The organism is Arthrobacter sp. E44, assembly GCF_041877125.1.
Taxonomy (GTDB): Bacteria; Actinomycetota; Actinomycetes; order Actinomycetales; family Micrococcaceae; genus Arthrobacter.
The window spans coordinates 17,529-39,860 of record NZ_JBHDJA010000032.1 but is presented as its reverse complement, the minus strand read 5'-3'; the positions used below and the strand labels follow the sequence as shown (position 1 = coordinate 39,860).

The window sequence follows — 22,332 nt, the reverse complement described above, 5'->3', positions numbered from 1 at the left end:
CGATGGGCCGTGCGTTGGAAGCCCGCTTTGAACGCCTTCGCCATCACCTTCAGCGACCGATTCCCGGCAGCTGAAAACTACTAAAGGAAACCGCCGGATACACCGTTAATGAGATAGTCCCTTTGCGGCCGCGTTCGCCGTCCTGCGCCGGCGCAGGGGGCACCGGTTGTTACGGCCGCGGCGGTGTCGCGGCGTGAGGTTTCACCGTTTGCTCCACACCGGGGTTTCGGGAGGGTGACTGGTGGCCGGTCTGTCGGGCGTGTTTGATGGGAAGTTTTTTGTATTTGGCGCGTCCGAGGACATGGCGGGCCAGCGTCAGGGTTTCGCGGAGTTTGATGGCGGGGAGGTATGCGCGGGTGATGGCGTTGCCGATGGCCGGAAGGGCGGCCGCGTCAGGGTAGAGCATGTACAGGGGTTCATAGCGGGGCTGGAACTTCGCTTTGAATGCCAGCAGGGACCTGAACCCGTAGACAGGTTCCAGGGCCGCGCCGAGCCGGCCTAGGAAGCGGTCGAGACCGCCGGTTCCTCCCGTTTCGGGGGTTTCCACGGTGGATGGTGTGGTGCCGCCCAGCCGGGCCAGTGGTGCTCCGGAGAGACTGATATAGCGGCAGCGCTCGGCTTGGAGGTCCAGGGCTGCGGAGGCGATGAGGAATTCAATGCCGGCACGGAACCCTGTGCTGCGGCGCCGCATGAAGTCCAGGGTCCAGCCTTCGATAGCGCCGTTGCGGTAGACGGGCAGCCAGGAAGTAACGGCGTGGATCTGGTGGGTGTCGTCAATGGCGAGCAGCAGGCGGACGTTGGGGTCGTTGAGTTCGTCCAGGCCGCCGAGGGTGAAGCCCATTTCCGGGACCTTTTTATCGGCTACCCATTCTTCGGAGATTTCCTGGATCTGGGCGGACAGGGTGAGGGGTGCGTCATGGTAGGTGGTCCATTCGGCGCGGATCCCGTTTTTGACCGCGTTGTTCAGGGCCGTGCGGATGTCCTGGAATTTTTTTCCTTTGAAGGACAGCGTGCCCAGTTCCAGAATGGTTTCCTGGGCTACCTGCACGGATCCCCAGCCAAGAGAAGCTGCGTGGTCGCGCAGTTGTTGGGGTACGGAGTAGAAGCACGGTGTCCAGCCGTGACCGGTGCAGAATGCTGTGAACTCCGCCAAAGAGGACTTTCCCTGGTGCCCGGGGCCGACCGGGCCTCCAAGGGTCAGGGCGATCCCGGCGATGGTCCGGTAGGCAATGAAGCTTTCTCCGGTGGCGGAGAACCAGTAGGTGTTCCCCGGCCAGGTTGTCATCCACGACAGGGTGCTGCCCTGCCCTGTTTTCAGAATTTCCCGGGCCCGGGCGGTCCCAGCGACGTGCTGGGCCGGGACCGGGTGCAGGAATGTTTTGAGGATCAGGACGGCGGTGACGGCCCAGAAGACGGTGCCGGTGCCTTCATAGAGGATGACCGCGGGGGTGCTTTGGGGGAAGAACGCCGGGGAGAGATCGAGCAGGTATCCCAGCGGCAGGAACCTGTCGGGAATATCGACCAGCAGGTCAAGCGGCGCCGGAGCGGGCGTGAAGCCGGGGGCCAGGAGGATGCCGGCGAGCAGGTAGACCGAGGCCAGGGCGGCGGCTGTTTTCCCGGCGCTGACCGCGAGGCTCCGGTAGGTTCCTGCCGGGGCGGTGAGGGGGAACAATTTGCGGGTCAGCAGCAGCACCAGCGTCAGTGCCACCGGCAGCAGCAGCGGCAGTATCAGGGCCAACGGGTGTGTGTAGCCGGGGACCTCGATAGGGCCCGCCGCTTCGCCGGCAGCGGTGTTTGGGGACGCCGGGGACAACGCTGCGGCAATGGTGATTCCTGCCAGAACGGACAATGCCAGCTCGATCAGCACGGCGCCGGCCCAGGCGAAGCGGCGCCCCCGCCGCAGCCCGTCGGAGAGCAGCAGCAACAAGAACGACGGGAGGACGGCCATGAAGATCCCGCCGGCACCGGCGCGCAGCTGCAGTTGCGCCCTCGCGCATTCCTTGGCCTGTCCAGGTTCTGTGCAGAGGCTTTGGAGTGTCTGCGGGTCTACGGGCTGGATGTTCGTAAACAGGAACCGCAACACCGAGAGGGGCCCGGCGGCGTGCGGGGCCAGGCCGGCGACGACAGGTCCGACGGCGGACACGGCCACCAGCAGGGCGACCAGGACCCGGCCTTCGTGCCGGGAGGTCACGGGACGGCCGAACCGGGGTGCCCTGCCATGCAGGACCGGGCCGAGGAGGGCGCCGGCAACGGCGGCTCCGAGCCGGACCAAATCCGCGAACCCGCCTGTATAGAGGGCCAGCAGAATCAGCAGGGCGAAGACGGCCAGGCGGATCCGGCGCCGCCAGAGGGTGGACATGGTCGCCGTGCCGGCCATGAGTGCCCCGGTGATGAGTGCACTGGGGCCGAGGAAGAGGTGCCCGCTCATTTCGCGTGTCCAGGCACCCATCACCTGGTGCGCGGCGGCCAGGAAGCCAAGAGCGGCGGCGATTCCCAGGACCTGGGAGCCAAGGGCGGCTGCAGCGAACCGTGCACTGCCCATCCGTGGTTCCAGGGCCAGCCCCACCACCAGGGTCAGGGCACTTCCGAGCAGGTACCCGGTCAGATTATGCGCCCAGAAACCTGAGGCGGGCAGCGCCCACCAGTGGCCGGGCACAGAGTGTGCCGCCGCGGCCACGTTCGGGCGCAGGGTCCCGGACGGGCCGTCGATGAGACTGGACGACACCGCTCCGGCGGCCCAAAAAATGAAAATCCAGCCAAGTGTGGCCGGCGCGCGGCGCAGCTGCCGGAGCGCAAAGGCCAGTGCCCTTGGAATGACCGGTTTCCCGGGCTCCTGAGGGGTCGCAGCCACAGGGTTCCTTTCAACGGAGGGGTAGCACGCTGACACGGGAGTGGCCCTCCAGGGCCTCTTTCCGCCCGGGTTACCCCCGGGTACGGTCCGTGGCCGTGCGGTCTAACTTCCGGATCAGCTGCACGCGGTCGATCCGGGGTGCAATGAGGGTATTCCATACCGGCAACCAGGCCAGGACCGCCGCGGTGCTGATGAACACCGAACCGACCACGTCACTGAGGTAATGGACCCCGAGGTAAAGGCGGGAGAACGCGACGACTGCCGCGAAAAGCGAACCCGCGACCAGCGCTGCCAGCCGTTGACCCTTGCTGCGGGCCAGGACCAGCACGGCGGCGAGGACCAGGGAGACGGCGAAGGCCGTGTGGCCGGAGGGGAAACTGTTGTGGCCTGTTTCAACGACCAGGGACGCTGTCACGTCCCCCGGCGGCCGGGAGCGGCCCACCAGTGCTTTGACCGCAGATGAGGCCAGCCAGCCGGCGGCGACGACGGACCCGAACGCCACCGCCTGCACCGGGTTGCGGCGGACCCCGAGCAGGTACAGGCAGATGACCAGGACGAGCGTCACCGCTCCAACCGGTCCCAGTCCGTAGTGGATGGCTTCGCTCAACCCGGTTAGGGCACTGTTTCGGCCGTGGCTCAGGGCAATGTCCAGTCCCAGTTCCGGTGACACCGGCCCGAAAGACTTCGCCACCATTCCGGCCGCGGCGGTGGTGGCGAAGATGGAGGCAGCCACGGTGACCCACCACCAGGACTGAAGTCCGGGAAATATTGTGCTCCGGCGGGCCGGGGAGGTATCCATGGTGCAGTCCTGACAGTTCGAGTGCTGATGCGCGGGGCGTGCCACCAGCTTGCGGCACCGGCTCTGAGAAGAACCTGAGAGGGGCTTCGACGTTTCTCAGGTTCCGCACAACAGGACTCCGGGATACTGCAACTATCAAAGGAAAGGGGTGCGGACATGCGGGTTCTGCTGGTCGAGGACGAAAAGATGCTGGCCGAGACGGTCCGGCGCGGGCTGGTCAACGAGGGGTTCGTCGTGGATGTCACCCATGATGGTGTCAGTGGTTTGTGGGCTGCGACGGAGAACCCGTACGACGTGATTTTGTTGGATCTGATGCTTCCGCTCAAGAACGGTTACGACGTTCTGAAGGAGTTGCGGGAGCGGCTGGTCTGGACCCCTGTGCTGATGCTGACGGCCAAGGACGGGGAATACGACCAGACGGACGCCTTCGATCTGGGAGCTGATGATTACCTGACCAAGCCTTTCAGCTTTATCGTCCTCGTTGCCCGGATCCGTGCCCTGATCCGGCGGGGCGCGCCGGAGCGGCCTGTCACCCTCACGGTGGGTTCGCTGACGTTGGACCCGGGCAGCCGCAGCGTGCGCCGGGGCGATACCGTCATCGAACTGACGGCCCGGGAGTACGGTCTGCTGCATTACCTGATGCGCAGCCATGGCCAGGTCGTGTCCAAAGCCCAGATCCTCGACAACGTCTGGGATCCGGCGTTTGAAGGCGGCGACAACGTGGTGGAGGTCTATATCGGCTACCTGCGGCGCAAGATCGATGCCCCGTTCGGGCTGCAGACCTTGGCCACGGTCCGGGGCATGGGGTACATGCTGGGCGCCGACCGGCCGGCCGGGTAAAAAACTCCGCCCTTGTCCTGATTGTCCTGGGTCCGTCGCGGTGCCTGAGGCCGCCTGCGGAGGTTCCGGCGCCGGTCGGGCCGGGGCTGGCTTAGGCGGTGCCGGCGTGGAACCGCCGGTGTGTGTGCGGGGCGGCTTCGCCGAATTCGAGTTCCTCCTCGATCAGCCGCTCATCGGTGTGGACTTCCTTGGGGTAGCCGGTGAGGACGTCCAGGTCAGAACCGCCGGGACGGTGAACTGCCGGGGCGGCAGTGTGGGCAGGTGTCGCCGGCGGCAGGATTTTTCCGTGCTCCGCCGCGGACGCCGAGCCCATGCCGAGGCTCAAAACGACGACGACCGCCAAAGCGGTGCCGGGTATGCTGCGAAGGTTCATGGGGACCACACTTCCTCACCGCTGCTGAGGAACCGCTGTGACGATCCGTCCCGCAACCCCGGCTTCCGCGGTCCGGATACCGCCGGCGCCGGGCCGGGGCTCCCGGATGGCTGCGAAGCCGGCCGGACACTTACGGGGTATCCGGCGCCCGCGGGTCTCCCGCCGTGACCGGGTCCTTTGGTTGGCGGGGTTCCGGTGCCGGGGCGAAGCCCAGTTCGAAGCGGCATCCGCCGCCGAGGGTCTCGCCGGTGCGGATCCAGCCGTGGTGGGCTGTCATGATGCCGGCGGCGATGGCCAGGCCAAGGCCGCTGCCGCCGCTTTCGCGGGACCGGCTTTGATCCAGCCGGACGAACCGTTCAAAGATCCGTTCCCGGTCGGCCGCCGGCACCGGCGGGCCGTCGTTATCGATCGTGATCTGTGCCCCGCTGCCGGTGTTGCGCAACGTGATGCCGATCCGGGACGCGGCGTGCCGGTCGGCGTTGTCCAGGACATTGCGTATGACCTGCCCCAGGCGCCGCGGGTCCCCGGTGATCCGGGAGGGTTCGAGGCTGGCTTCGATCCGGCGGGTGCTGGTGGAGCGCAACCGGCGGACTTCTTCGTTCAGGACATCGTCGAGGTCCACATCTGTAGTTTCCAGGCGCAGGCCGCCGTCGTTCGTTTTGGCCAGGGTCAACAGATCCTCGACCAGATACCGCATGCGGGCCGTTTCGCCGGCGAGAACGGTTTTCATGTGTTCCCACGTCGCCCCCGAGGCGTCGGCGGCGGCGATCTCCACACCGGCACTGAGAGTCGCGAGCGGGCTGCGGAGTTCATGGCTGGCATCCGAGACGAAGCGGCGCTGTTCCTGGTCCGAGGCCTGCAGCCTGCCCAGCATCATGTTCATCGTCTCCGCCAGCGCCTGGATCTCATCACTGGTCGGCGGGACGTCAACGCGGCCGTCCAGGTTCCGGGCGCTGATCCCTGCGACCTGGCCGCGGATCCGTTCAACCTGCCGCAGAGACCGGCCCACCAGCACCCAGACCGACACGCCCACAACTACCAGTAACAGCGGGGTGGCTCCGAGGATGAACCAGGCCACGGTGGACACCGTATCCGCCTGGACCTGCACCGTCGCGGCCACGACGACGGTGTAAAGGCGACCGCCGACGTCGGCGCCGGTCGCGACGATCAGGAAATCATCATCATCGCGCAGACTGGGCAGCCCGGACACATCCTGCGTGAGAGTCTGCCCGTGACCGGGCCGCAGGGAAGTGAGGGCAACCGTCTTCGCCGCCGGCACCGAGGCGGCAAAAACCGCCCCGCCGGGAGTAAGGATCTGCACATACTGGCCGGTGTGGGCGGTCGAGACAATGTATTGGCCCGCTTCGGCGACATCCTGCCCGGAGATCTGCGCGATCACATCCGCCGCCTGCCGCCGGGCGGCCGTTTCCGTTGAAGCGACCAGAGAGGTCTGCAGCAACACGAGCAGGACCAGCCCGCCCACGGCCAGAGCCGCCGCAACCACCAGAACCGCAGTTGCCGTGGCGCGCTTGCGCACACCCCACCGCGCGCCGCCGGCAGAGGGCAGAACCCGGTCAGCATCCATAATCCAAGGATGGGCCCGGCACGGTGCAGATACCAAACCCCTCCCGTGGCAGGGTACCGGATCCGGTTCAGCGGGATCTCAACCGGGTTAAGGGTCCTCTCAGGTCCCGCGGGACACACTGGATCCATAGCCCCCCGCACCGGGAGGCGCCGGCGGACCCGCAACCCGCCACGAAAGGAGCCGGACATGAACGTCAAAGACCTGAAAGCCAGGACAAAAATCGTCATCGTCAGCGCAGGAGTCCTCGGCCTGGCCGGACTCGGCATCGGGGCAGCAAACGCTGCCACCCCCTCCCCGTCACCGACCACCACCCAGTCCGTCACCGCGGATACCCCCACCCCGGGTGACACGGCCGACGCGCCGGGCACGGTGGAGAAGGCCACGCCCGGCGACGCCGCCGACGCCCCGGGCGCGGCCGAGGGAACCGAAAAGGCAGACGCCCCTGAAGCCCCCGGTGATACCGGACCGAACGTCGAACAGACCGGTGAGCACACAGATCCGGGCGACGCCCCCGGAACTCCGTAACACCGGGCACCCAGGGAAGAAACCAGCCGGCGCCACGGACCCCCCAGCCCTCACCCCCGGCATACCAGGACCCGCGAAGCACCCCGGCTTCGCGGGTCCTCCTGTCCCCGGTAACAAACCCCCGGCGTCCACAATGTCCTGACCTGTTAGAGGACCGCATGATCACCCTGACCGGAGTGGAGCTGTTGAGCGGGGCAGTCCCGGCCTGCACCGCTGTTGCTGCCGCGGCGGCCGCGCTCTTCCTGCTGATCCGCCGCCGGCGGCGCTGGTGGATGGCCACGGGCGGGGCCTTTCTGGCCGCGGCACTGCTGGCTGCGGGGACGGGCTGGGTTCTGGTCCACGCCGCGGGGGTTTCGGCCCAGGAGCTGCCGCTGCCCGTGACCGTGTGGATGGGGCTCGCGTACTGGGCTGTGCTGCTGGCCGGGCTGAACCTGGCCGGAAGCTCCCGGCGCCGCAGAATCCTGGCACCGGTGGCCATGACGGCGCTGATTCTGGTGGCGGCGTTACAAGTGAACATCTACTACGCCGCGTACCGGACCCTGGGTGACATGACCGGGGCCAGTACCGCCGCCATCGGGGCGCTGCCGCAGGCCGCGCGCGCGGTACCCCGCACCATGCCCGGGCCGGCTCCCGGCCCGAAGACCGGCCCGGTGGCCTCGACCTGGGTGAAACCGCCGGGGCTCCCCGCGACCGGGACGATAAGCTCGGTGCAGATCCCGGGTATCGTTTCAGGTTTCGCTGCACGCCCCGGGTACGTCTACCTCCCCCCGGCCTACCAGGCCCCGTCCCGGCCGGCGATGCCTGTCCTAGTCTTGGTGGCGGGCCAGCCCGGCTCACCGGCGGACTGGATCACCGCCGGAGGAGTAGCAACAACCATGGATGCCTTCGCAGCAGCGCACGAAGGGCTCGCCCCGGTTGTCGTCATCCCGGATGTCAACGGCTCGGCGCCGGGGAACACCATGTGCATGGATTCGAAGATCGCCAACGCCGGCACCTATCTCGCCACCGATGTTCCAGCGTGGATCAAGACCACCCTGAGAGTGGATCCGGTCCCGGCCCGCTGGGCGGTCGGCGGGTTCTCCTTCGGCGGGACCTGCGCCCTGCAGATGGCGGCACTGCACCCGGACATCTACCCTTCCGCGATCGACCTCAGCGGCGAAGCCGAACCCGCGCTGGGCCCGGACCGGTCCGCAACTATCGCCCAGGCGTTCGGCGGCAACACGGCAGCCTTCGATGCGGTCTCGCCCCTGAAGGTCCTGGCCGCCGGGCACTACAGCCACAGCAGGATCTACCTTGCCGCCGGGGCGCAGGATGGAACGTTCTCCGGATACCAGGCCCGGACCGCTGACGCGGCCGCCAAAGCCGGCATGAGCGTCAGGACCGTCCTGGTCCCGGGCCAGGGGCACTCCTGGGAGATCCCCCGACAAACGATGGGACCGGCCCCGGACTGGCTGGCTCCGGCCCTCGGCCTGAGCCGCTGACGCCCGGGGGCTCAAGAACGAGCGTCCGGGGTTCAGGGGTTCAGGCCCGTCCTCAGGTTTCTCTTACCGGCGTCGTCATAAGTTGCGGTGTATGACGGACATGGCAATCGAAACCAGCTCACTGGCTAAGGCTTACGGATCCAAGCAGGCCCTCCAGGCCCTGAGCCTCGAGGTACCTCGAGGGGAAATCTTCGGGCTACTCGGACACAACGGGGCGGGTAAAACCACCACCGTGAACATCCTGACCACCCTGCTGCCGGCTACGTCCGGCACAGCCCGCATCGCCGGCCATGACGTGGCCACCGGCGCTGACCTGGTGCGCCGCTCGATCGGTTACCTGCCGGAGAATGTCCAGTTCTACGACAACCTCACCCTCACCGAGAACCTGACGTTCTTCGCCAGGCTCTCCGGGATAGCGGCCCCCGCAGCCCGGATCGAAGCGGCCCTTGAGGCCGTGGACTTCACCGGCCACGGCCACGAGAAAATGTCCACGTTCAGCAAAGGGATGCGTCAACGCGCCGGCATCGCCCAGGCCATCCTGCACGAACCGGCGGTGCTGTTCCTGGACGAACCGACCTCCGGGCTGGACCCGCAAGGGGTGGCCAACCTGCGGGAAATCATCATCGGCCTCAACCAGTCACTGGGAATGACGGTGTTCATGAACACCCACCTCCTGGCCGAAGTGACCAAAACGTGCACCAGCATCGGAATCCTCAGCTCAGGGCGGCTGATCTACCAGAACTCCGTCGCGGCCACCCTCGGGGCCTTCCCCGACCAGGCATCCCTGGAAGACATCTACCTCCACATCGAAGCCGGCACCCCGTCATGAATCCCTGGGCCGCCACCGTCAGTCATGAACTGCGCAGCGCCGGACGTGAACGTCTGCCCCAGTTGCTCCTGGCCGTGTTTATCGGCATGACCGCAGTCTCGGCGTTCATCGGCTCGGCCGCGAAGGCAACCGTCACGAACGTGTACAACTCAGCCGCCGGCCAGGGACTGACAAGTGCCCCTAACCCCTTCGGCAACGTCCCGGCCCTCTACTACGCCCGCAATACCGTCATTTACATCCTCCTGATCGGGGCTCTCCTGGCCGTTGTGACCGGTGTGCAGTCCGGGATGCGGGACCGGCGTGCCCGGACGATCGACCTGGTCCTGACCCGGCGCCTGTCCCCGGCCGGGTACCTGGCCGCGAAATTTACCGGCATCAGCCTGGGACTCCTGGGCGTGCTGGCGGCCTCGGCGCTGATAAGCATGGCCTCCATCAGCGCGGTCACCGGCAGCATCCCGGCACCCGGCCAGCTGCTCCGGCTCACCGCCCTCTTTGCCCTGGCATGGATCTTCCTGCTCTTCTTCGTGGCCCTGGGCATGCTGGCCGGGCTCCACGCATCCAGCTACACCGCCGCGCTCCTGGTTCCCATCGTGGTCTGGAGCGTCATTATTTTCGTCCTGCCCCTGCTCGGCACCGCCGTTCACCCGGTCTCGCTGTTGAACCCGGTGACACCTCCCGCGGCCCCGCAGACCGGGATCTTCGCCGTCACCGGCTCCCTCACCGGCCCCCTGTCCCTCGGGGAGCAGTTCAAACACGTCGCTTCGATCCTGCTGCAGGACCCCCAGGCCAGCGGCACGATGACCGGCGGGATCATGGTCATCCTGGCCTTCCTCGCCGTCGGGGTCACCCTGATCGTCCTGACCGGCCGCGCGAGCATGCGAAAGGAACTCCATGACTAGCCTCCTCACGCTCTGCGGGAAGGAAATCCGGGACTTGTCCCGAAACCGTTCCATGCGGCTGCTGATCACCTTCCTGGCCCTCATCGTCGTGCTCTCCGTCCTCGTAGCGGCCGCAGACTTCCGTGCCAAAACCGCTGACTACACCAGCTACCTGGCCGCCCTCAAAGCCAGCGGCGGCACCGTCACCGCACCGCCCCCGGACCTCTTCCCGCTGCAGATGCTGCGGGCAGCGACGGAGTACCTGGAAATCGTCGGGGCACTCTTCGCCGTGATCCTCGGCTACGGACTGATCGCCAAGGAAAAAAACAACGGCACCCTGCAACTGATCTTCACCCGTCCCCTGGGACGCCACAGCTTCGCCGCCGGCAAAATCCTGGCCGCCTTCACCATCTGGGCCGCCGTCACCGCAGCCCTGTTCTCCGTCATCACCGGGGCCCTGCTCATCGCCGGCAACGCCCCCCTGACCGGCACAGACCTCACCCGACTAGTACTCGCCGCAGCCCACACCACCATCTACCTGACCATGTGGTCGCTCGCCGCGCTGGCCCTGGCCGCCCTCACCCGGACCCCGGCCACCGGCCTGGTACTGGCCCTGGTCCTCTGGCTCATCGTCGTTCTGGTGATCCCCCAGATCGGCGACACCATGGATCCGGACAACCAGATCCCCGGAGGGCTGTTCGCAAGCCTCCAAATCGACAAAGCACACGAGCACGCCGTTATGGCCAACTTCACCGGCTACGAAACAGCCCGCGACCTCATCGAACAAACCTCCCTCACCAAACAATACGAACGCCCCCTCTTCGCCTGGCTCGGTATCAAAAACCAATACAACCAACAGAGCCCCGCCTATGTATGGGCTCAGACCTTCAACCACACCCTCTGGCTCCTCGCCGGCTTCACCGCAGCAACGGGCTCCGCGGTCCTGGCCGCCACCCGGCACAAACTCCTCCGAAAGGCCTAAGAACAATGAAAACGCCCGCCCTTAAAAAAATCCTCCCTCTGGCCCTCATCGCCATCGCCATCCTGGCCGCCATCCTGATCTGGCAAGGGGCCTCCGGCCCCGGCAGCCCCACGGCCGGCACCACCGGCACCGCCGCGGCCGGCCCCGCAGCGACCGTACTTCCCGTGACAAAAAACCCCATCACCGCCACCGGGACCGCCACCGGACTGACCATCAGCAAGGCCAAGGCCGAAGACAACACCGACCCTCAAACCAACGCCGCAGTCCCGGACCGCCTTCAGTTCACCCTGAGCAACTCCACCCCCGCGCCGCTTACCGGCCTGGAGGTGTACTACACCATGAAAGACACCGCCACCGGACAGACAGAGTCCTACTACCAGAAACTCGACGGGCTGACCCTGGCACCTGATACGTCAGCGACAGTGTATTTCGACAACGCCACCGGCACCGGGCACTACCCGGAGAACAAATACAGCCTCTACCGAACCTCCACGAACGAAGTAAAAATCAACGTCGAAGCCGCCGCACCCGGACTCGCCCCGGTCACCGCCACCGCCACGAAAGCCAAAGGCACCGGAGAAAAAATCGACTAACCCCCTACCGGTCAAGCACTGGTGCAGGAATAAGACTCAGGACGCCCTCAGGAACCGCCAGCCATGCTGGTAGTACCGGAACGAAACCGCAGGAGGCACCATCATGCAGATCCCTACTAGCCCGAAACCGGCTGCCTGCCCCGGACCTCCGCGCCCGGCGGACCGACAGCAGAGGGCCAGCTCATGACCTGGATCATCGACGCCGTCCGCAACGCCGGGCCCCTGCCCGCCTACCTGATTATCAGTGCGCTGGTCTTCGCCGAAGACGCCTTCTTCATAGGTTTCATCCTGCCCGGGGAAACCGCAGCCGTCCTCGGCGGGGTCCTGGCCAGCCAGCACCACCTGCAGCTCTGGCTGGTCCTGGTCCTCGTCATCGCAGCCGCTATCGGCGGGGACACCGTCGGATACCAGATCGGACGCCGTTTCGGATCCCGAATCCTGGAAATCTCCTTACTCCAAAAACGCCGTGCCGGGCTGGACCGCGCCCGGGACCTGCTTGCCCGCAAGGGAGGATCCGCCGTGTTCCTTGGCCGGTTCACCGCGTTCTTCCGCGCTGTCATGCCCGCCCTTGCCGGGCTCTCCAACATGCCCTACCGCCGGTTCCTGGCCTTCAACATCGCCGGCGGCGCTACCTGGGGTGCCGCCGTGGTCCTCGCCGGCTACTTCGCCGGAAGCGCCTACCTCACGGCAGCCAAAACTTTCGGCCCCACAGCAACCATCGCCCTGCTGGCCGCCCTCACCGCCGCCGCGGCCGCGTGGTACGTTCGAAAAAGGACCAAAGCCAAACCTCCGGGCGGCCCAAAGCAACACCTCCGGCCGCCACGTATCGCCCGGCACGGCGGGACCACCTAAACTCCCGCCACGGGCCGGAGGCCGGCACCAGTCAAAACCTGCACAATTCAGGGATCGTCATCGATGACGCGTACAGACGGCCGCCGCAACTGACCACCCAAGCGCGGCAGGGACAGGCGACCGGCCGGCCGCACGGCCCCGCCCGTCCATGCGCGGACAAAAGATCAAAACCGATTAGCCGAAGCGTCCGCATCGAAGAAGAAGAAAAAGAAGAAGGATAACCCCATGAGTTCTCAGCAACCCCGGACTGCACTGACTGAGGCAAATGCCAGCCACGCAGAACGTGATGACGACACCTCCATGACACTGGACTCACAGGCGGAGGACATTATCCGGACCGTCCTGTCAGGAACGGACCCAACAGCCGCACCCGCCAGGCACCGGCTGCGCAGTCTGCTCGCCGTCCACCCCGGCGACCACATCGCTGTACTCAGACACCACCTGATCCAAACCCGCGCACCGCTGTCTCCGCCTCCGGACCGGGCCGCCGTAAACCAACGCCCGGAGATGCGTCCACGATTCATCACCACAACCGACGGGGAACGGCCATGACATTGCACCCGGAAACAGCACTCCGCCCCGGCTCCGCAGCAACCTCTCCGAACAGCCGCTACCGGCTGCTCTATCAAACGGACGGGAACCTCGTCCTTTATGGCCCCGACGGGCCCCTGTGGGACTCCGGGTCCAACGGCCGCGGTGCCGGGGCATGCATCATGCAGGCCGACGGGAACCTAGTCCTATACGGCCCCAATGACGAATACGTGTGGGACACCGAAACCGACAACAACCCCGGAAGCCGGCTCGTCATCCAGGACGACGGAAACGCAGTCATCTACCGGCCCGACGGTTCCCCGCTGTGGGCTACAGAAACATGCCAGCCGCCAGGCAGCGCCGACTCCCACGTCCTGCAGTCAGGATCAACACTCACCCCCACCCACGGAATCAGATCCGCCAACGGGCTCTACGGACTTCTTTACCAGACTGACGGGAACCTCGTCTTTTACGGCCCCGACGGACCCCTGTGGGACTCCGGGACCAACGGCCGCGGCGCCGGGGCATGCATCATGCAGCCCGACGGGAACCTAGTCCTCTACGGCCCCCACGACGAATACGTGTGGGACACCGAAACCGATAACAACCCCGGAAGCCGGCTCGTCATCCAGGACGACGGAAACGCAGTCATCTACCGGCCCGACGGAAACCCAACATGGGTAACGGGAACCCACTAAGGGCCGCAAGAGGGCGGCATTCCATACCCGTCACTGGCCCTGCGAACAAAATCGCCGGCGGCGGCCCGCCGGCAATCGTAGGGTGGAAAAGACACCCGCCTCGACCACATGGCCGCCAGGGCACCTCGCGCCAGGAAATCGAGCTCCAATCCGTGGCCCTGCAGGGGAGACGCGCCGGTACAGTCTGGAGGCTGACTCAGAGTGGAGTGCAGGAGCCGCTGGCCTTTGCCGCACGAACGATAAGTGGGCACAATTTCTGCTCCGAATGCGAAGCACAGCCACCGGCCTCCGGGCAGCCACAAAAATGCCGTAGTCACCGTCCACTGGAAAGTGGACGGTGCCAAAGTACACCACGTAGATTCGCGTGTATCCGATATGCCCTTCGGGGCCGGATCCCCGCCCCCAGGTGCAGGGTGCGGTGGAAGCCACTGAAGCAGTCCGGTGGAAAGAACGCACACGCGCAGAATGAGGCGATATGCCCACCTCACACATCACGCAATTTCTCCTGGAAGCAACAATTCCGGACCAGACTCAGGAACCCCTCGGGTCCGACTGCCTCTACGGGCTCTACACCAGCTGGTGCATTCTGCATCGCATCAGCCCCCTCGAGGCCCGCCACTTCCGCGACGCGCTCCAACACCACGGAGTAGAACCAGGCAAGACTCGACGAAGAATCGCAGGTCCCGCCGCCGCCGACTACATAATCTCCAGCTACCCGCCGTTTTCCAGCAACGCTCTATAACGACCACGTACCGGCACCACGACCGCGCACCGCTCGCCTGCTGACCCCCCCCCACCCCGACATCGTCCGCGCCGCCGGCACGTTGGGCGGAGGCCACCGAGCGATGACAGGTTCCGCCGACTGATCAGCACGACAGCGGAACAATTACCGCCCGGCCGCGCCGAACCATAGGCTTAGCCTTCACGTTCCCCATTCACCATCCGGCAGGATGCCATGGCTGCGCAGGCTCCAACAGAGTCATTCATCCCATCACCGACCGTCAGTGCGTTCCATCTGGGACCGCTGACCATCCACTTCTACGCGCTGTGCATTCTTGCCGGCATCGCACTCGCCCTCTGGCTCGGGTCCCGGCGCTGGCAGCAGCGCGGCGGCCAACCGGGTCAGGTGCTGTGGACATCTGCCTCTGGGCGATTCCGGCCGGACTCATCGGCGGCCGGATCTACCACGTCATCACCGACCCCGAACTGTATATCCTCCCCGGTCGGAACCCGTGGAACGCCCTCGCCATCTGGGACGGCGGCCTCGGTATCTGGGGTGCCGTCGCCTTTGGCTGCGCCGGCGCCGGGATCGGCTGCCGCAGGCTGAAGGTCTCCTTCGTCGCTTTCCTGGACGCCGTCGCCCCCGGCGTCCTCTTCGCCCAGGCGCTGTGCCGCTGGGGAAACTGGTTCAACAACGAACTCTACGGCGACCCCAGCACCCTGCCATGGAAGCTCCAGATCCACCAGGTGGACCCTGCCTCCGGGATCGCCGCGACGGACGCGTCCGGGGCGCCTGTGGTCTTAGGATTCTTCGAGCCGACGTTCCTGTACGAGTCGTTGTGGTGCGCCTGGCGGGTGACTTCTAGCTCGGCGCAAAGTCCACTGACCGTTGTTTCGGGCTCGCCCTGGACATTGAGCGCGGAATTGGTTTTGTCAGCCTCACCGACTCGATCGACACCACCACCGCCTCCGGACGCTTCTTCTTCAACGTGATGGCCTCCCTGGCGCAGATGGAACGCGAGCTCATGGTCGAACGCACCCAGGCGGGCCTCCAGGCAGCGCGCGAACAGGGCCGGGTCGGCGGACGCAAGCGTGTAATGACTGAGGCCAAGATCCGCTCAGCTCGGAAGCTCCTCAGCTAGGGAACGCCGCCCAAGGAAGTTGCTGCCAGCCTCGGGGTCTCGGTGCCCACGCTGTACCGCTGGGTCCGGGCCTCGAACCCTGAAGCAGTTGCAGTCCCGCAGCTCGGTCTTTGGTGCAAACGACTGTTGAATAAATGCATGACGGTGCAGACGACTTCTGAAACTGACGAACGTAGCGGCGCGTTTCCTGGGCACGGTGATCGACCGTCTATCGGGCCCGCTGCGCAGGAAGGGTCAGCCTGACTCTCCCGCTCGTGTCTGCTATTTAGTTGACGATACTGTTGCGTCGTGACGAACAGCTATGACCAAAGCGATTTGAACATCTACGGTGCCGAGGATGACTTCGAGATGGACGCCATCCTCGATGCGCTGGACGAGGCGACTTCGTCGATAACGCTCGACTCCGCTGAGCCTGCGGGCAAGGATTGGAGTCGGCTCCTTGCGGCGCCGAGACGTGCTGCAAGTGGCCTGACCCGCGCGGATCTGCCGAATGAGCCGGGGGTTTACCTGTGGTCGCGTGGTGGGGTTCCGCAGTATGTCGGTACGGCGACGAGTCTGCAGAAGCGGCTCTCGACGCACCTTGGCGGAGGTGTGAGCCTTGCGGGATCTTCGTTGCGTCGGAATGTATGTGAGCTGCTGTTTCAGATCCCGCCCAATGTCACGGGCAATCCGAACCGGCAGAAGGTGACGACTGGGCAGGCGACAGCGATTCGGAGCTGGCTGCTGGGCTGTGATGTTTCCTGGCTCCGAGCGCGTACTGAGCGTGACGCTGCCGCGTTGGAGGCTCGGCTTCGGCATGTATTTCGGCCGCCGTTGAACCGGGTGTAGCCCTCAAGCTACGGACAGCGAGGCCATTCGCGCCTATCGGGCGATACCGCATCCCTAATCGTGCGTGTCTAGGTAGGTCCTGGATCGTGGAGTGATCCTGCCTCAAGCCGACGCGCGAAGTTCGACAGTGCGTGGCTTTGGAGCTTGCGGTCTGCCCCAAGCGCTGCGGCCGCCGCTACCTGCAGGGGTAGAGATGCGCGGTACACCTTCGCTCGTGCCAGCACGTCTGCGTCCACAATGTCCCCTACTTTGGCCGCGCCGTAAAACCCGATGAGGGGAGCAACATCGATAGCAGGGTCTGCCACACACGCATTGTCAAAGTCGATAAGGCCTGGTACGCCGCAGTCGTCCCACAAAATGTTGTGCGGACCGAAGTCACCATGGACGAGAGAAGCGGTCACCTCTTCCTCGAGACTCAGAACCTCCCGCACCACGATCTGGGCAGCTTTCCGCACGTGAGTGCCGGCATCTGCCGTGATGCGCTCAACGACGTCAGGCCAGGAGTCCCCGCCGCACCAGGAGCGTACGGGAGGCAACCCTGTCGGTAGTTGCGCGCATTGAAGGTCATTGAGGATAAGGGCAAAATCGTCCCGGACCTCGTGCCACGGCCGATCCGCCCTGTGGGCTCCCGCGACGACGGTGCACGCCATCGCAGACCAGGTGTCACCGGTCAGTGTCCGCAGGAGCGTCGGGATGCGGGTCTTGAGCCCGGAACTGCTCACGGCGAGGAGCGCAGCGCTCTCACGGGCGATCTGCGCCTCATGGTTAGAAGCAAACGACACGCGCACGACGCCGGTTGAACCCAGCACCGCGACATGATGAAAAGCTCCATGACTGTAGACGGGGCTCGTCCACCCCAACTCTGACCAAACACGCCGAAGAGCCGACCAAGCCGCGGAGGCGTCCCGCTCAAGAGTGCTCATATCCAGCAGTCTGCCATTACACCGAACGTCCCGCTGAGGGGTCCTTTAAGGGACACCACCTGAACCGTCTGCCCCCGCAACGTGGGATGAGGGCGGTTCCGCGGCGGCGTAAAGGGCGTTGAGTTGGCGGTAGAGGGTTCGGGCGATGTAGCGCTTGAGGGATCTGCGGATTTCGCGGTAGCTGCGGCCTTCTTGGGTGCGTTTGGCGACATAGTCCCGTGTTCCCGGGTCGTGGACCATCCGGGTCATGGTGATGGTGTGCAAGGCTCGGTTGAGGCGCCTATCACCGCCCCGGTTGAGCCTGTGCCGGACCGTGTTACCGCTTGAGGCCGGCAAAGGATTCACCCCTGCCAGGGAGGCGAAGGCAGCTTCGCTGCGAACCCTTCCCGGATGCGACCAAGCTGTCAGGACTGTAGCCACTGAGACAGCCCCGGCGCCCACCATCTCCAACAGCGGCGCCGCGGGGCTTTCCTGGATCAGCTCTGTCATGCGCTTCTGGTTCGCAGCCAGCTGAGTGGTCACTTCGAGAACGCGGCGCGCCAACCGAACTGCTTCCCCGCGCGCGATCGATAATTCGATCGGCTCCCGCCGTTCCCGCCATCTGGTGATCGTCGCGATCTGAGCAGGAACCAGAGGTTTACGAGCGTCGATTCCCAGATCATGTGCCCGGAGTAAGGCGAGGAGTGCGTTGGCATTCAATGTTCGGTCCCGGGTCAACTGATCCCGGGCCGCGCTCAGAATCCTGAGTCCGGCACGGGTTCCTTCATCCCGGCGCGGGGCTCGAAGCTGGGACTCCTCCAAGGCCAGGACAGCGGTTCCGATGGCGGCGGCGTCCAGCGGGTCGGATTTGCCGATCGCCCGGCGACCTCGGGCGTTCATCCGTGGAGCTTCGGCGAGGTCATAGCCGGCGTCGGTTACTGCCCGGGCCAGACGTGCCCCATAAGTGCCGATACCCTCAATCGCCCAGAGACACGCCATATCGCCGTCTGTCCGTCGGCCTACCCAGGCAAGTGCGCGGGAAATCCCTGCCGAGGTGGTCGGGAACTGCTCGCAGGCGACTTGTCGCTTGGTACTGACCTCGATGATGGCGTACGTGTGGGTGCGGGCGTGACAGTCCACGCCGATGACGAACGGGCGGGTCTGCGCAACGATGGTCAACGCTGCCACCCTCCTTCCTTTCGAACGGACAAGAACGGCCGCATGACGGCCGGCATTGAACCCGGCAAGAGTCACTTCGAGGCAATACTGTGATGAGCCACAACCTGCAAAGGTTGGGCAAGCTTCTAATCAAGCCAACGACGTGGGACAGGCCAACGCCGGCCGCTCCACCCAGTGCGGACAAGTCGGGGGAAACGCACCCTAAGGGGCAAGTTGTTTTTCGAGTCACGCACCAGGCAGAACGACCGGCACCAACACTGCCAGCTAGTCCCAGACCAACCACGTCAAGACTCACAGTTGTTTTGGCTGCTGGCGAAGCTTGCGGAGCTGTGGCCGACGGAGGCCTGTCTACCCATCGGGCAAGGGGCGGGAAATTCCCGGAGGAAATCAGCGACGAAGGAGCGCCGCAGGGACATTTCCTGCACCGCAGGCCCCGACGAAGGAGGGGCTAGACCGGCCGGAGCGGACACGTACAATCCGTCAGGACAGCAGCCAGAACTCTTTCAACAACCAGGGCCAGGGGCGGCGGAGCCCTGCGGAGCCGGCACTGGCCCCAACAGCCGGCCGCGCCAGCGGACGCCCTTTCAGCGGTTAAAGGGCTGAGGCAGGCCCCTTAGGGCCGGCCTCAGTTTTTCCCTCAGCAAAAGGAAAACCAGTGCTGCAGCGTCATCGCCGCGGAAATTTACAAGTCGAGCGGGGACTTCTCCCAGGAGATATCAACGATGGGCGCGCCTGGCTGCGGAATCGTCAACATCGAGAGCTCGAGGATGTCCTGGGCATGGGTCGCATCCGCAGGTGCGGCGTCGTCGTCCGTAAGGATGTACTCGTGGCTCATGTGCTGCCCCCAGGCTCTTAGTGGATGGTGTTCCTTTTCCACTGTAGCCCGGCGCCCAGCTGGTTCACGCTTGTGGTGCTGCGCCCGCGGCAGCGTGAGCGGCGGCCGGAGGAGCGAATGCGGGGGAGGCCGCCACCGCACCCAAGGGGCCGGACCGGTTTCCCGGCCCAGCCCCCACCCGTTTAGCGGTGCCGTTTGTAGGCTGTGTCCTGGTTCTTTGCGACGGGGGCGATGGTTCCTCGGCTGACCAGCTGGTCCATCAGTTCGGCGAGCCGGTAGCTCGGTGTGTCAGCCAGGGCGAGCTTGAAGTGGTCTCCGGCTACTGATGATTGGCCTTTGAGGTACGCCAGCCAGCCGATCAGGGTCAGCAGGGGCGCCCGGTACCCTTCGGGCGCGGCGTCGATGAGGTCGCGGGCGGTTTCCTGTGCCCGGTCCACGCGGTCCCAGTCCGGGGTGATCCCCTCGCCCACGAGCAGGTTCCCGCTTCCCTCGGCGTCCGGCAGCTCCGGGTCGATCACGTTGCAGAACAACGTGTCGCGCAGGTCGGGGCGCTGGAAGCACGCCAGCAGCTCCACCGCGGTCTCCGGGTCCATCCATCCGTCCCGGGTCAGGGCCTGGGCCCAAAGTTCCCGCCCCGGAGTCAGCTCCGCGCCGAGCACTCCCGGGAGCGCGTGACGGATCTGCTCCTCCCTGTCTTCCGGGCCAGCGAACGACGGATAGGTGGTGCCGGGCGTCTTTTGGTAGCTGCTTCCTCGGAACACCAGTTCGGCGTTCAGTTGCCCGTCGGTGATGGATTCCAGCGGTTCGGGCGGGCAGCATCCGGCGTCGCTGTCGCACAGCAGGTTTTGCCAGTGCGACGGGGTGACCAGCCAGGCGTCCTGCAGCGGCGTCCCTGCGTTGTCCAGCGCCTCGATGACGGCCTCGACGTGGTCGTGGAACGGGCGCTCCTTCCCGGGCGCGGGGGTGGTGGCCGTGTAGATCGCCAGCAGCACCGCCGTGGCCTGCGTGTCAAGTGCGAGATACTCCCTCATGGAGGCGGCGAAACTCGCGGGGTCCGCGGACGCGGGGGCGTCCACGCGCAGTGTCGCGCCGAGGGTCTTGCCCCGCATGGTCAGGAACACAAAGGATTCACGCGGTACGAACCCGAGGGAGTGCGGGATGAAACCGAGGATGTCGGCTGGGCTGGAGATGCGGATTGCGTCAGTCATGTTGAAAGTCCTTTGCTGAGGATTAGGTGGGTGGGGCGGCTGTGGTGACCGGCCAGCGTTCCCTCTCCCCCTTGTTGTTTTGGCTGCTGGCGAAGCTTGCGGAGCTGTGGCCGACGGAGGCCTGTCTACCCGCAGGGCAAGGGGCGGGAAAGTCCCGGAGGAAATCAGCGACGAAGGAGCGCCGCAGGGACATTTCCTGCACCGCGGGCCCCGACGAAGGAGGGGCTAGACGGGCCGGAGCGGACACGTACAATCCGTCAGGACAGCAGCCAAAACGGTAGACAGAACAGGGCCAGGGGCGGCGGAGCCCTGCGGAGCCGGCACTGGCCCCAACAGCCGGCCGCGCCAGCGGACGCCCTCTTCCTGGTGAGCGCTGCGAACCATCGATCAGCACCCCGGGTCTACTTTTCGGGCTCCGTGACTTCGGCGGCCGCGCGCCCCCGGTCATCGGCACTGCGTGTGCGAAATGGCGGTCCGCCGCCGCCAACCCCAAGCGGAAGCCGGCCATGACGGCGGACCGCCCGCGGTGACCGCCCCACAAAAGGGACGGCCACCTGACGGGCTTAGCCTGCGAGGAGTTCGGCCAGTTCGGCCGCGTCGGAGACCAGCACGGCCCCGCCTTCCTTCAGGAGCCGATGGCATCCGGCCGAGTTGGCGCTGTGCACGCTCCCGGGGACGGCCGCGACATGCCGGGCAATGGTCTCGGCATGGTGGGCGGTGTTCAGCGCCCCCGAGCGCCAGCGGGCTTCCACGACACAGGTCACCCCTGCGAGGGCGGCAATGATGCGGTTCCTCTGGAGGAACCTGTACCGGGTCGGGGCGGAACCGGGCGGCAGCTCTGAGAGGGTGAGGCCGTTGCCGCGGATCGCAGCAGCGAGGTCAGCGTTGCCGGACGGGTAGTCCCGGTCAAGGCCTCCGGCCAGTACCGCGAGGGTCGCCGGGCTCTCTCCGGTGCTTCCGGCCAACGCGGCCCGGTGGGCGTGCGCATCAATGCCGTAGGCAAGACCCGAGACGATGCAGATTCCACGTTGCGCCAAACCGTATGCCATGTCGCCTGTAACGGAGGCGCCATAGCTGGTGGAATCCCGGGAACCGGTCAGGGCCACGCACTGGGACGGTGCCGGGATGCCGTTATCGATGTTGCCCCGGTACCAGAGCCCGTACGGGGCGTCGGGCAGGTCGTCCAGGCCTTCCGGCCAGTGCTCATCCCCTGGGATGAGGAACCCGCCGCCCAAGCGTTCGATGGTAGCTAGGTCCTTTTCCGGGTCCAGCTCCGGTACCCGGGGCGCCCAGCGTTTCAATGCGTCGGCCAGTTCTTCGGCGGTGATTTCCGGGAGGGTGTGGGCGGGCTGCGCGCCGGTGGCAAGCCGCCGTGCGGCGTACGCGCCGAGCCTGCCCACGAGGGCCCGGCCGATGCGGTCTCCGGGTTCGAAGAGGCGGGTCAGGGCTGCGCGTGCAATGCGATCGTTCATGGTTTCTCTCGTCCTTTGCTGAGGATCCGGTGGGCGGGGCGGCTTTGGTGACCGGCCAGCTTCCCCCTCTCCCCCGGGCGTTTTTGCCTGCTGGCGGAGCATCGCGTAGCTGTGCCCGACGGAGCCGGGGCAACCCGAAGGGCAAGCAGCGGATGGGTTGTGGGAGGAAATAAGCGAAGCGCCGACACAAGGCATCGGCTGCGCAGCCGTCCGCAGGACAGTTGAGCCG

At 65.9% G+C, this 22,332-nt stretch carries 20 protein-coding genes and 2 pseudogenes; 13 read left to right on the top strand and 9 right to left on the bottom strand.

All coding sequences use genetic code 11. From position 1 onward, the window contains the following. Positions 1 to 169: 169 nt before the first annotated feature. Together ACETK3_RS19950 and ACETK3_RS19945 are read right to left on the bottom strand one after the other, a co-directional pair. Entirely contained in the window at positions 170 to 2,851 is a 2,682-nt protein-coding gene (locus tag ACETK3_RS19950) for a bifunctional lysylphosphatidylglycerol flippase/synthetase MprF (RefSeq protein WP_373993464.1), read from the bottom strand. Between the two features lie 70 nt (positions 2,852 to 2,921). After that, positions 2,922 to 3,650 carry a phosphatase PAP2 family protein gene (locus tag ACETK3_RS19945; RefSeq protein ID WP_237429498.1) on the bottom strand — a complete coding sequence of 243 codons (729 nt, stop codon included), beginning with the start codon at positions 3,648 to 3,650 and terminating at the stop codon, positions 2,922 to 2,924. A 156-nt stretch (positions 3,651 to 3,806) separates the two neighbouring features. Here ACETK3_RS19945 and ACETK3_RS19940 point away from each other — a divergent pair, with 156 nt between their 5' ends. After that, positions 3,807 to 4,490 carry a response regulator transcription factor gene (locus ACETK3_RS19940; protein WP_237429497.1) on the top strand — a complete coding sequence of 228 codons (684 nt, stop codon included), beginning with the start codon at positions 3,807 to 3,809 and terminating at the stop codon, positions 4,488 to 4,490. Positions 4,491 to 4,581: 91 nt separating this feature from the next. On the opposite strand, the gene ACETK3_RS19935 is transcribed toward ACETK3_RS19940, so the two are convergent. Both ACETK3_RS19935 and ACETK3_RS19930 read right to left on the bottom strand, forming a co-directional pair. After that, the gene (locus tag ACETK3_RS19935; RefSeq protein ID WP_237429496.1) at positions 4,582 to 4,863 is read right to left on the bottom strand and encodes a hypothetical protein; all 282 of its coding nucleotides are present in this window, start codon (positions 4,861 to 4,863) and stop codon (positions 4,582 to 4,584) included. Between the two features lie 130 nt (positions 4,864 to 4,993). Further along, positions 4,994 to 6,448 (bottom strand): ATP-binding protein, encoded by a 1,455-nt coding sequence (locus ACETK3_RS19930; protein ID WP_237429495.1) that lies wholly within the window; start codon positions 6,446 to 6,448, stop codon positions 4,994 to 4,996. Positions 6,449 to 6,634: 186 nt separating this feature from the next. Here ACETK3_RS19930 and ACETK3_RS19925 point away from each other — a divergent pair, with 186 nt between their 5' ends. From ACETK3_RS19925 to ACETK3_RS19870, 12 genes and pseudogenes are all read left to right on the top strand, one after another. Next, positions 6,635 to 6,973, top strand: coding sequence for a hypothetical protein (locus ACETK3_RS19925; RefSeq protein WP_011689707.1), 339 nt, complete (start codon positions 6,635 to 6,637; stop codon positions 6,971 to 6,973). A gap of 158 nt (positions 6,974 to 7,131) precedes the next feature. Then, the gene (locus tag ACETK3_RS19920; protein ID WP_237429494.1) at positions 7,132 to 8,454 is read left to right on the top strand and encodes an esterase family protein; all 1,323 of its coding nucleotides are present in this window, start codon (positions 7,132 to 7,134) and stop codon (positions 8,452 to 8,454) included. A 91-nt stretch (positions 8,455 to 8,545) separates the two neighbouring features. Beyond that, positions 8,546 to 9,283 (top strand): ABC transporter ATP-binding protein, encoded by a 738-nt coding sequence (locus ACETK3_RS19915; protein ID WP_237429493.1) that lies wholly within the window; start codon positions 8,546 to 8,548, stop codon positions 9,281 to 9,283. Next, on the top strand, positions 9,280 to 10,182 hold the full coding sequence (locus ACETK3_RS19910; protein WP_011689704.1) for an ABC transporter permease: 903 nt from the start codon (positions 9,280 to 9,282) through the stop codon (positions 10,180 to 10,182). The genes ACETK3_RS19915 and ACETK3_RS19910 overlap by 4 nt, the downstream gene beginning before the upstream one ends. Beyond that, on the top strand, positions 10,175 to 11,143 hold the full coding sequence (locus ACETK3_RS19905) for an ABC transporter permease (protein WP_237429492.1): 969 nt from the start codon (positions 10,175 to 10,177) through the stop codon (positions 11,141 to 11,143). The genes ACETK3_RS19910 and ACETK3_RS19905 overlap by 8 nt, the downstream gene beginning before the upstream one ends. Positions 11,144 to 11,148: 5 nt before the next feature. After that, complete coding sequence (locus ACETK3_RS19900) at positions 11,149 to 11,736, top strand: hypothetical protein (RefSeq protein ID WP_237429491.1); 588 nt, start codon at positions 11,149 to 11,151, stop codon at positions 11,734 to 11,736. 183 nt (positions 11,737 to 11,919) lie between these two features. Beyond that, positions 11,920 to 12,588: a DedA family protein gene (locus tag ACETK3_RS19895; RefSeq protein WP_237429490.1), complete on the top strand. Its 669-nt coding sequence runs from the start codon at positions 11,920 to 11,922 to the stop codon at positions 12,586 to 12,588. A gap of 225 nt (positions 12,589 to 12,813) precedes the next feature. Beyond that, positions 12,814 to 13,140, top strand: coding sequence for a hypothetical protein (locus ACETK3_RS19890; protein ID WP_237429489.1), 327 nt, complete (start codon positions 12,814 to 12,816; stop codon positions 13,138 to 13,140). After that, entirely contained in the window at positions 13,137 to 13,817 is a 681-nt protein-coding gene (locus ACETK3_RS19885; RefSeq protein ID WP_237429488.1) for a curculin domain-containing protein, read from the top strand. The genes ACETK3_RS19890 and ACETK3_RS19885 overlap by 4 nt, the downstream gene beginning before the upstream one ends. Before the next feature lie 955 nt (positions 13,818 to 14,772). Then, a pseudogene (locus ACETK3_RS19880) lies at positions 14,773 to 15,383 on the top strand (prolipoprotein diacylglyceryl transferase family protein); the annotation flags it as partial. Positions 15,384 to 15,463: 80 nt separating this feature from the next. Then, positions 15,464 to 15,754: pseudogene (locus tag ACETK3_RS19875) on the top strand (recombinase family protein); the annotation flags it as partial. Between the two features lie 213 nt (positions 15,755 to 15,967). Then, the gene (locus ACETK3_RS19870) at positions 15,968 to 16,507 is read left to right on the top strand and encodes a GIY-YIG nuclease family protein (RefSeq protein WP_237429487.1); all 540 of its coding nucleotides are present in this window, start codon (positions 15,968 to 15,970) and stop codon (positions 16,505 to 16,507) included. Positions 16,508 to 16,575: 68 nt separating this feature from the next. Here ACETK3_RS19870 and ACETK3_RS19865 read toward each other — a convergent pair whose 3' ends face one another. The 5 genes from ACETK3_RS19865 to dprA form a co-directional block, all read right to left on the bottom strand. After that, complete coding sequence (locus tag ACETK3_RS19865; RefSeq protein ID WP_306971283.1) at positions 16,576 to 17,289, bottom strand: aminoglycoside phosphotransferase family protein; 714 nt, start codon at positions 17,287 to 17,289, stop codon at positions 16,576 to 16,578. 186 nt (positions 17,290 to 17,475) lie between these two features. Continuing rightward, positions 17,476 to 18,588: an IS110 family transposase gene (locus ACETK3_RS19860; protein WP_237430447.1), complete on the bottom strand. Its 1,113-nt coding sequence runs from the start codon at positions 18,586 to 18,588 to the stop codon at positions 17,476 to 17,478. Positions 18,589 to 19,270: 682 nt separating this feature from the next. Then, positions 19,271 to 19,423: a hypothetical protein gene (locus ACETK3_RS19855; RefSeq protein WP_237429485.1), complete on the bottom strand. Its 153-nt coding sequence runs from the start codon at positions 19,421 to 19,423 to the stop codon at positions 19,271 to 19,273. A gap of 182 nt (positions 19,424 to 19,605) precedes the next feature. Continuing rightward, on the bottom strand, positions 19,606 to 20,631 hold the full coding sequence (locus ACETK3_RS19850) for a DUF4192 domain-containing protein (RefSeq protein WP_237429484.1): 1,026 nt from the start codon (positions 20,629 to 20,631) through the stop codon (positions 19,606 to 19,608). A gap of 563 nt (positions 20,632 to 21,194) precedes the next feature. Beyond that, the gene (gene dprA, locus ACETK3_RS19845) at positions 21,195 to 22,103 is read right to left on the bottom strand and encodes a DNA-processing protein DprA (protein WP_237429483.1); all 909 of its coding nucleotides are present in this window, start codon (positions 22,101 to 22,103) and stop codon (positions 21,195 to 21,197) included. Positions 22,104 to 22,332 lie beyond the last annotated feature (229 nt).

What these genes read in the sequence shown, in the direction of transcription:
- ACETK3_RS19945 (WP_237429498.1), bottom strand. Translation starts at nt 3,650, where the DNA reads ATGGATACCTCCCCGGCCCGCCGGAGCACAATATTTCCCGGACTTCAG.
- ACETK3_RS19940 (WP_237429497.1), top strand. Translation starts at nt 3,807, where the DNA reads ATGCGGGTTCTGCTGGTCGAGGACGAAAAGATGCTGGCCGAGACGGTC.
- ACETK3_RS19935 (WP_237429496.1), bottom strand. Translation starts at nt 4,863, where the DNA reads ATGAACCTTCGCAGCATACCCGGCACCGCTTTGGCGGTCGTCGTCGTT.
- ACETK3_RS19930 (WP_237429495.1), bottom strand. Translation starts at nt 6,448, where the DNA reads ATGGATGCTGACCGGGTTCTGCCCTCTGCCGGCGGCGCGCGGTGGGGT.
- ACETK3_RS19925 (WP_011689707.1), top strand. Translation starts at nt 6,635, where the DNA reads ATGAACGTCAAAGACCTGAAAGCCAGGACAAAAATCGTCATCGTCAGC.
- ACETK3_RS19920 (WP_237429494.1), top strand. Translation starts at nt 7,132, where the DNA reads ATGATCACCCTGACCGGAGTGGAGCTGTTGAGCGGGGCAGTCCCGGCC.
- ACETK3_RS19915 (WP_237429493.1), top strand. Translation starts at nt 8,546, where the DNA reads ATGACGGACATGGCAATCGAAACCAGCTCACTGGCTAAGGCTTACGGA.
- ACETK3_RS19910 (WP_011689704.1), top strand. Translation starts at nt 9,280, where the DNA reads ATGAATCCCTGGGCCGCCACCGTCAGTCATGAACTGCGCAGCGCCGGA.
- ACETK3_RS19905 (WP_237429492.1), top strand. Translation starts at nt 10,175, where the DNA reads ATGACTAGCCTCCTCACGCTCTGCGGGAAGGAAATCCGGGACTTGTCC.
- ACETK3_RS19900 (WP_237429491.1), top strand. Translation starts at nt 11,149, where the DNA reads ATGAAAACGCCCGCCCTTAAAAAAATCCTCCCTCTGGCCCTCATCGCC.
- ACETK3_RS19895 (WP_237429490.1), top strand. Translation starts at nt 11,920, where the DNA reads ATGACCTGGATCATCGACGCCGTCCGCAACGCCGGGCCCCTGCCCGCC.
- ACETK3_RS19890 (WP_237429489.1), top strand. Translation starts at nt 12,814, where the DNA reads ATGAGTTCTCAGCAACCCCGGACTGCACTGACTGAGGCAAATGCCAGC.
- ACETK3_RS19885 (WP_237429488.1), top strand. Translation starts at nt 13,137, where the DNA reads ATGACATTGCACCCGGAAACAGCACTCCGCCCCGGCTCCGCAGCAACC.
- ACETK3_RS19855 (WP_237429485.1), bottom strand. Translation starts at nt 19,423, where the DNA reads ATGAGCCACGAGTACATCCTTACGGACGACGACGCCGCACCTGCGGAT.
- ACETK3_RS19850 (WP_237429484.1), bottom strand. Translation starts at nt 20,631, where the DNA reads ATGACTGACGCAATCCGCATCTCCAGCCCAGCCGACATCCTCGGTTTC.
- dprA (WP_237429483.1), bottom strand. Translation starts at nt 22,103, where the DNA reads ATGAACGATCGCATTGCACGCGCAGCCCTGACCCGCCTCTTCGAACCC.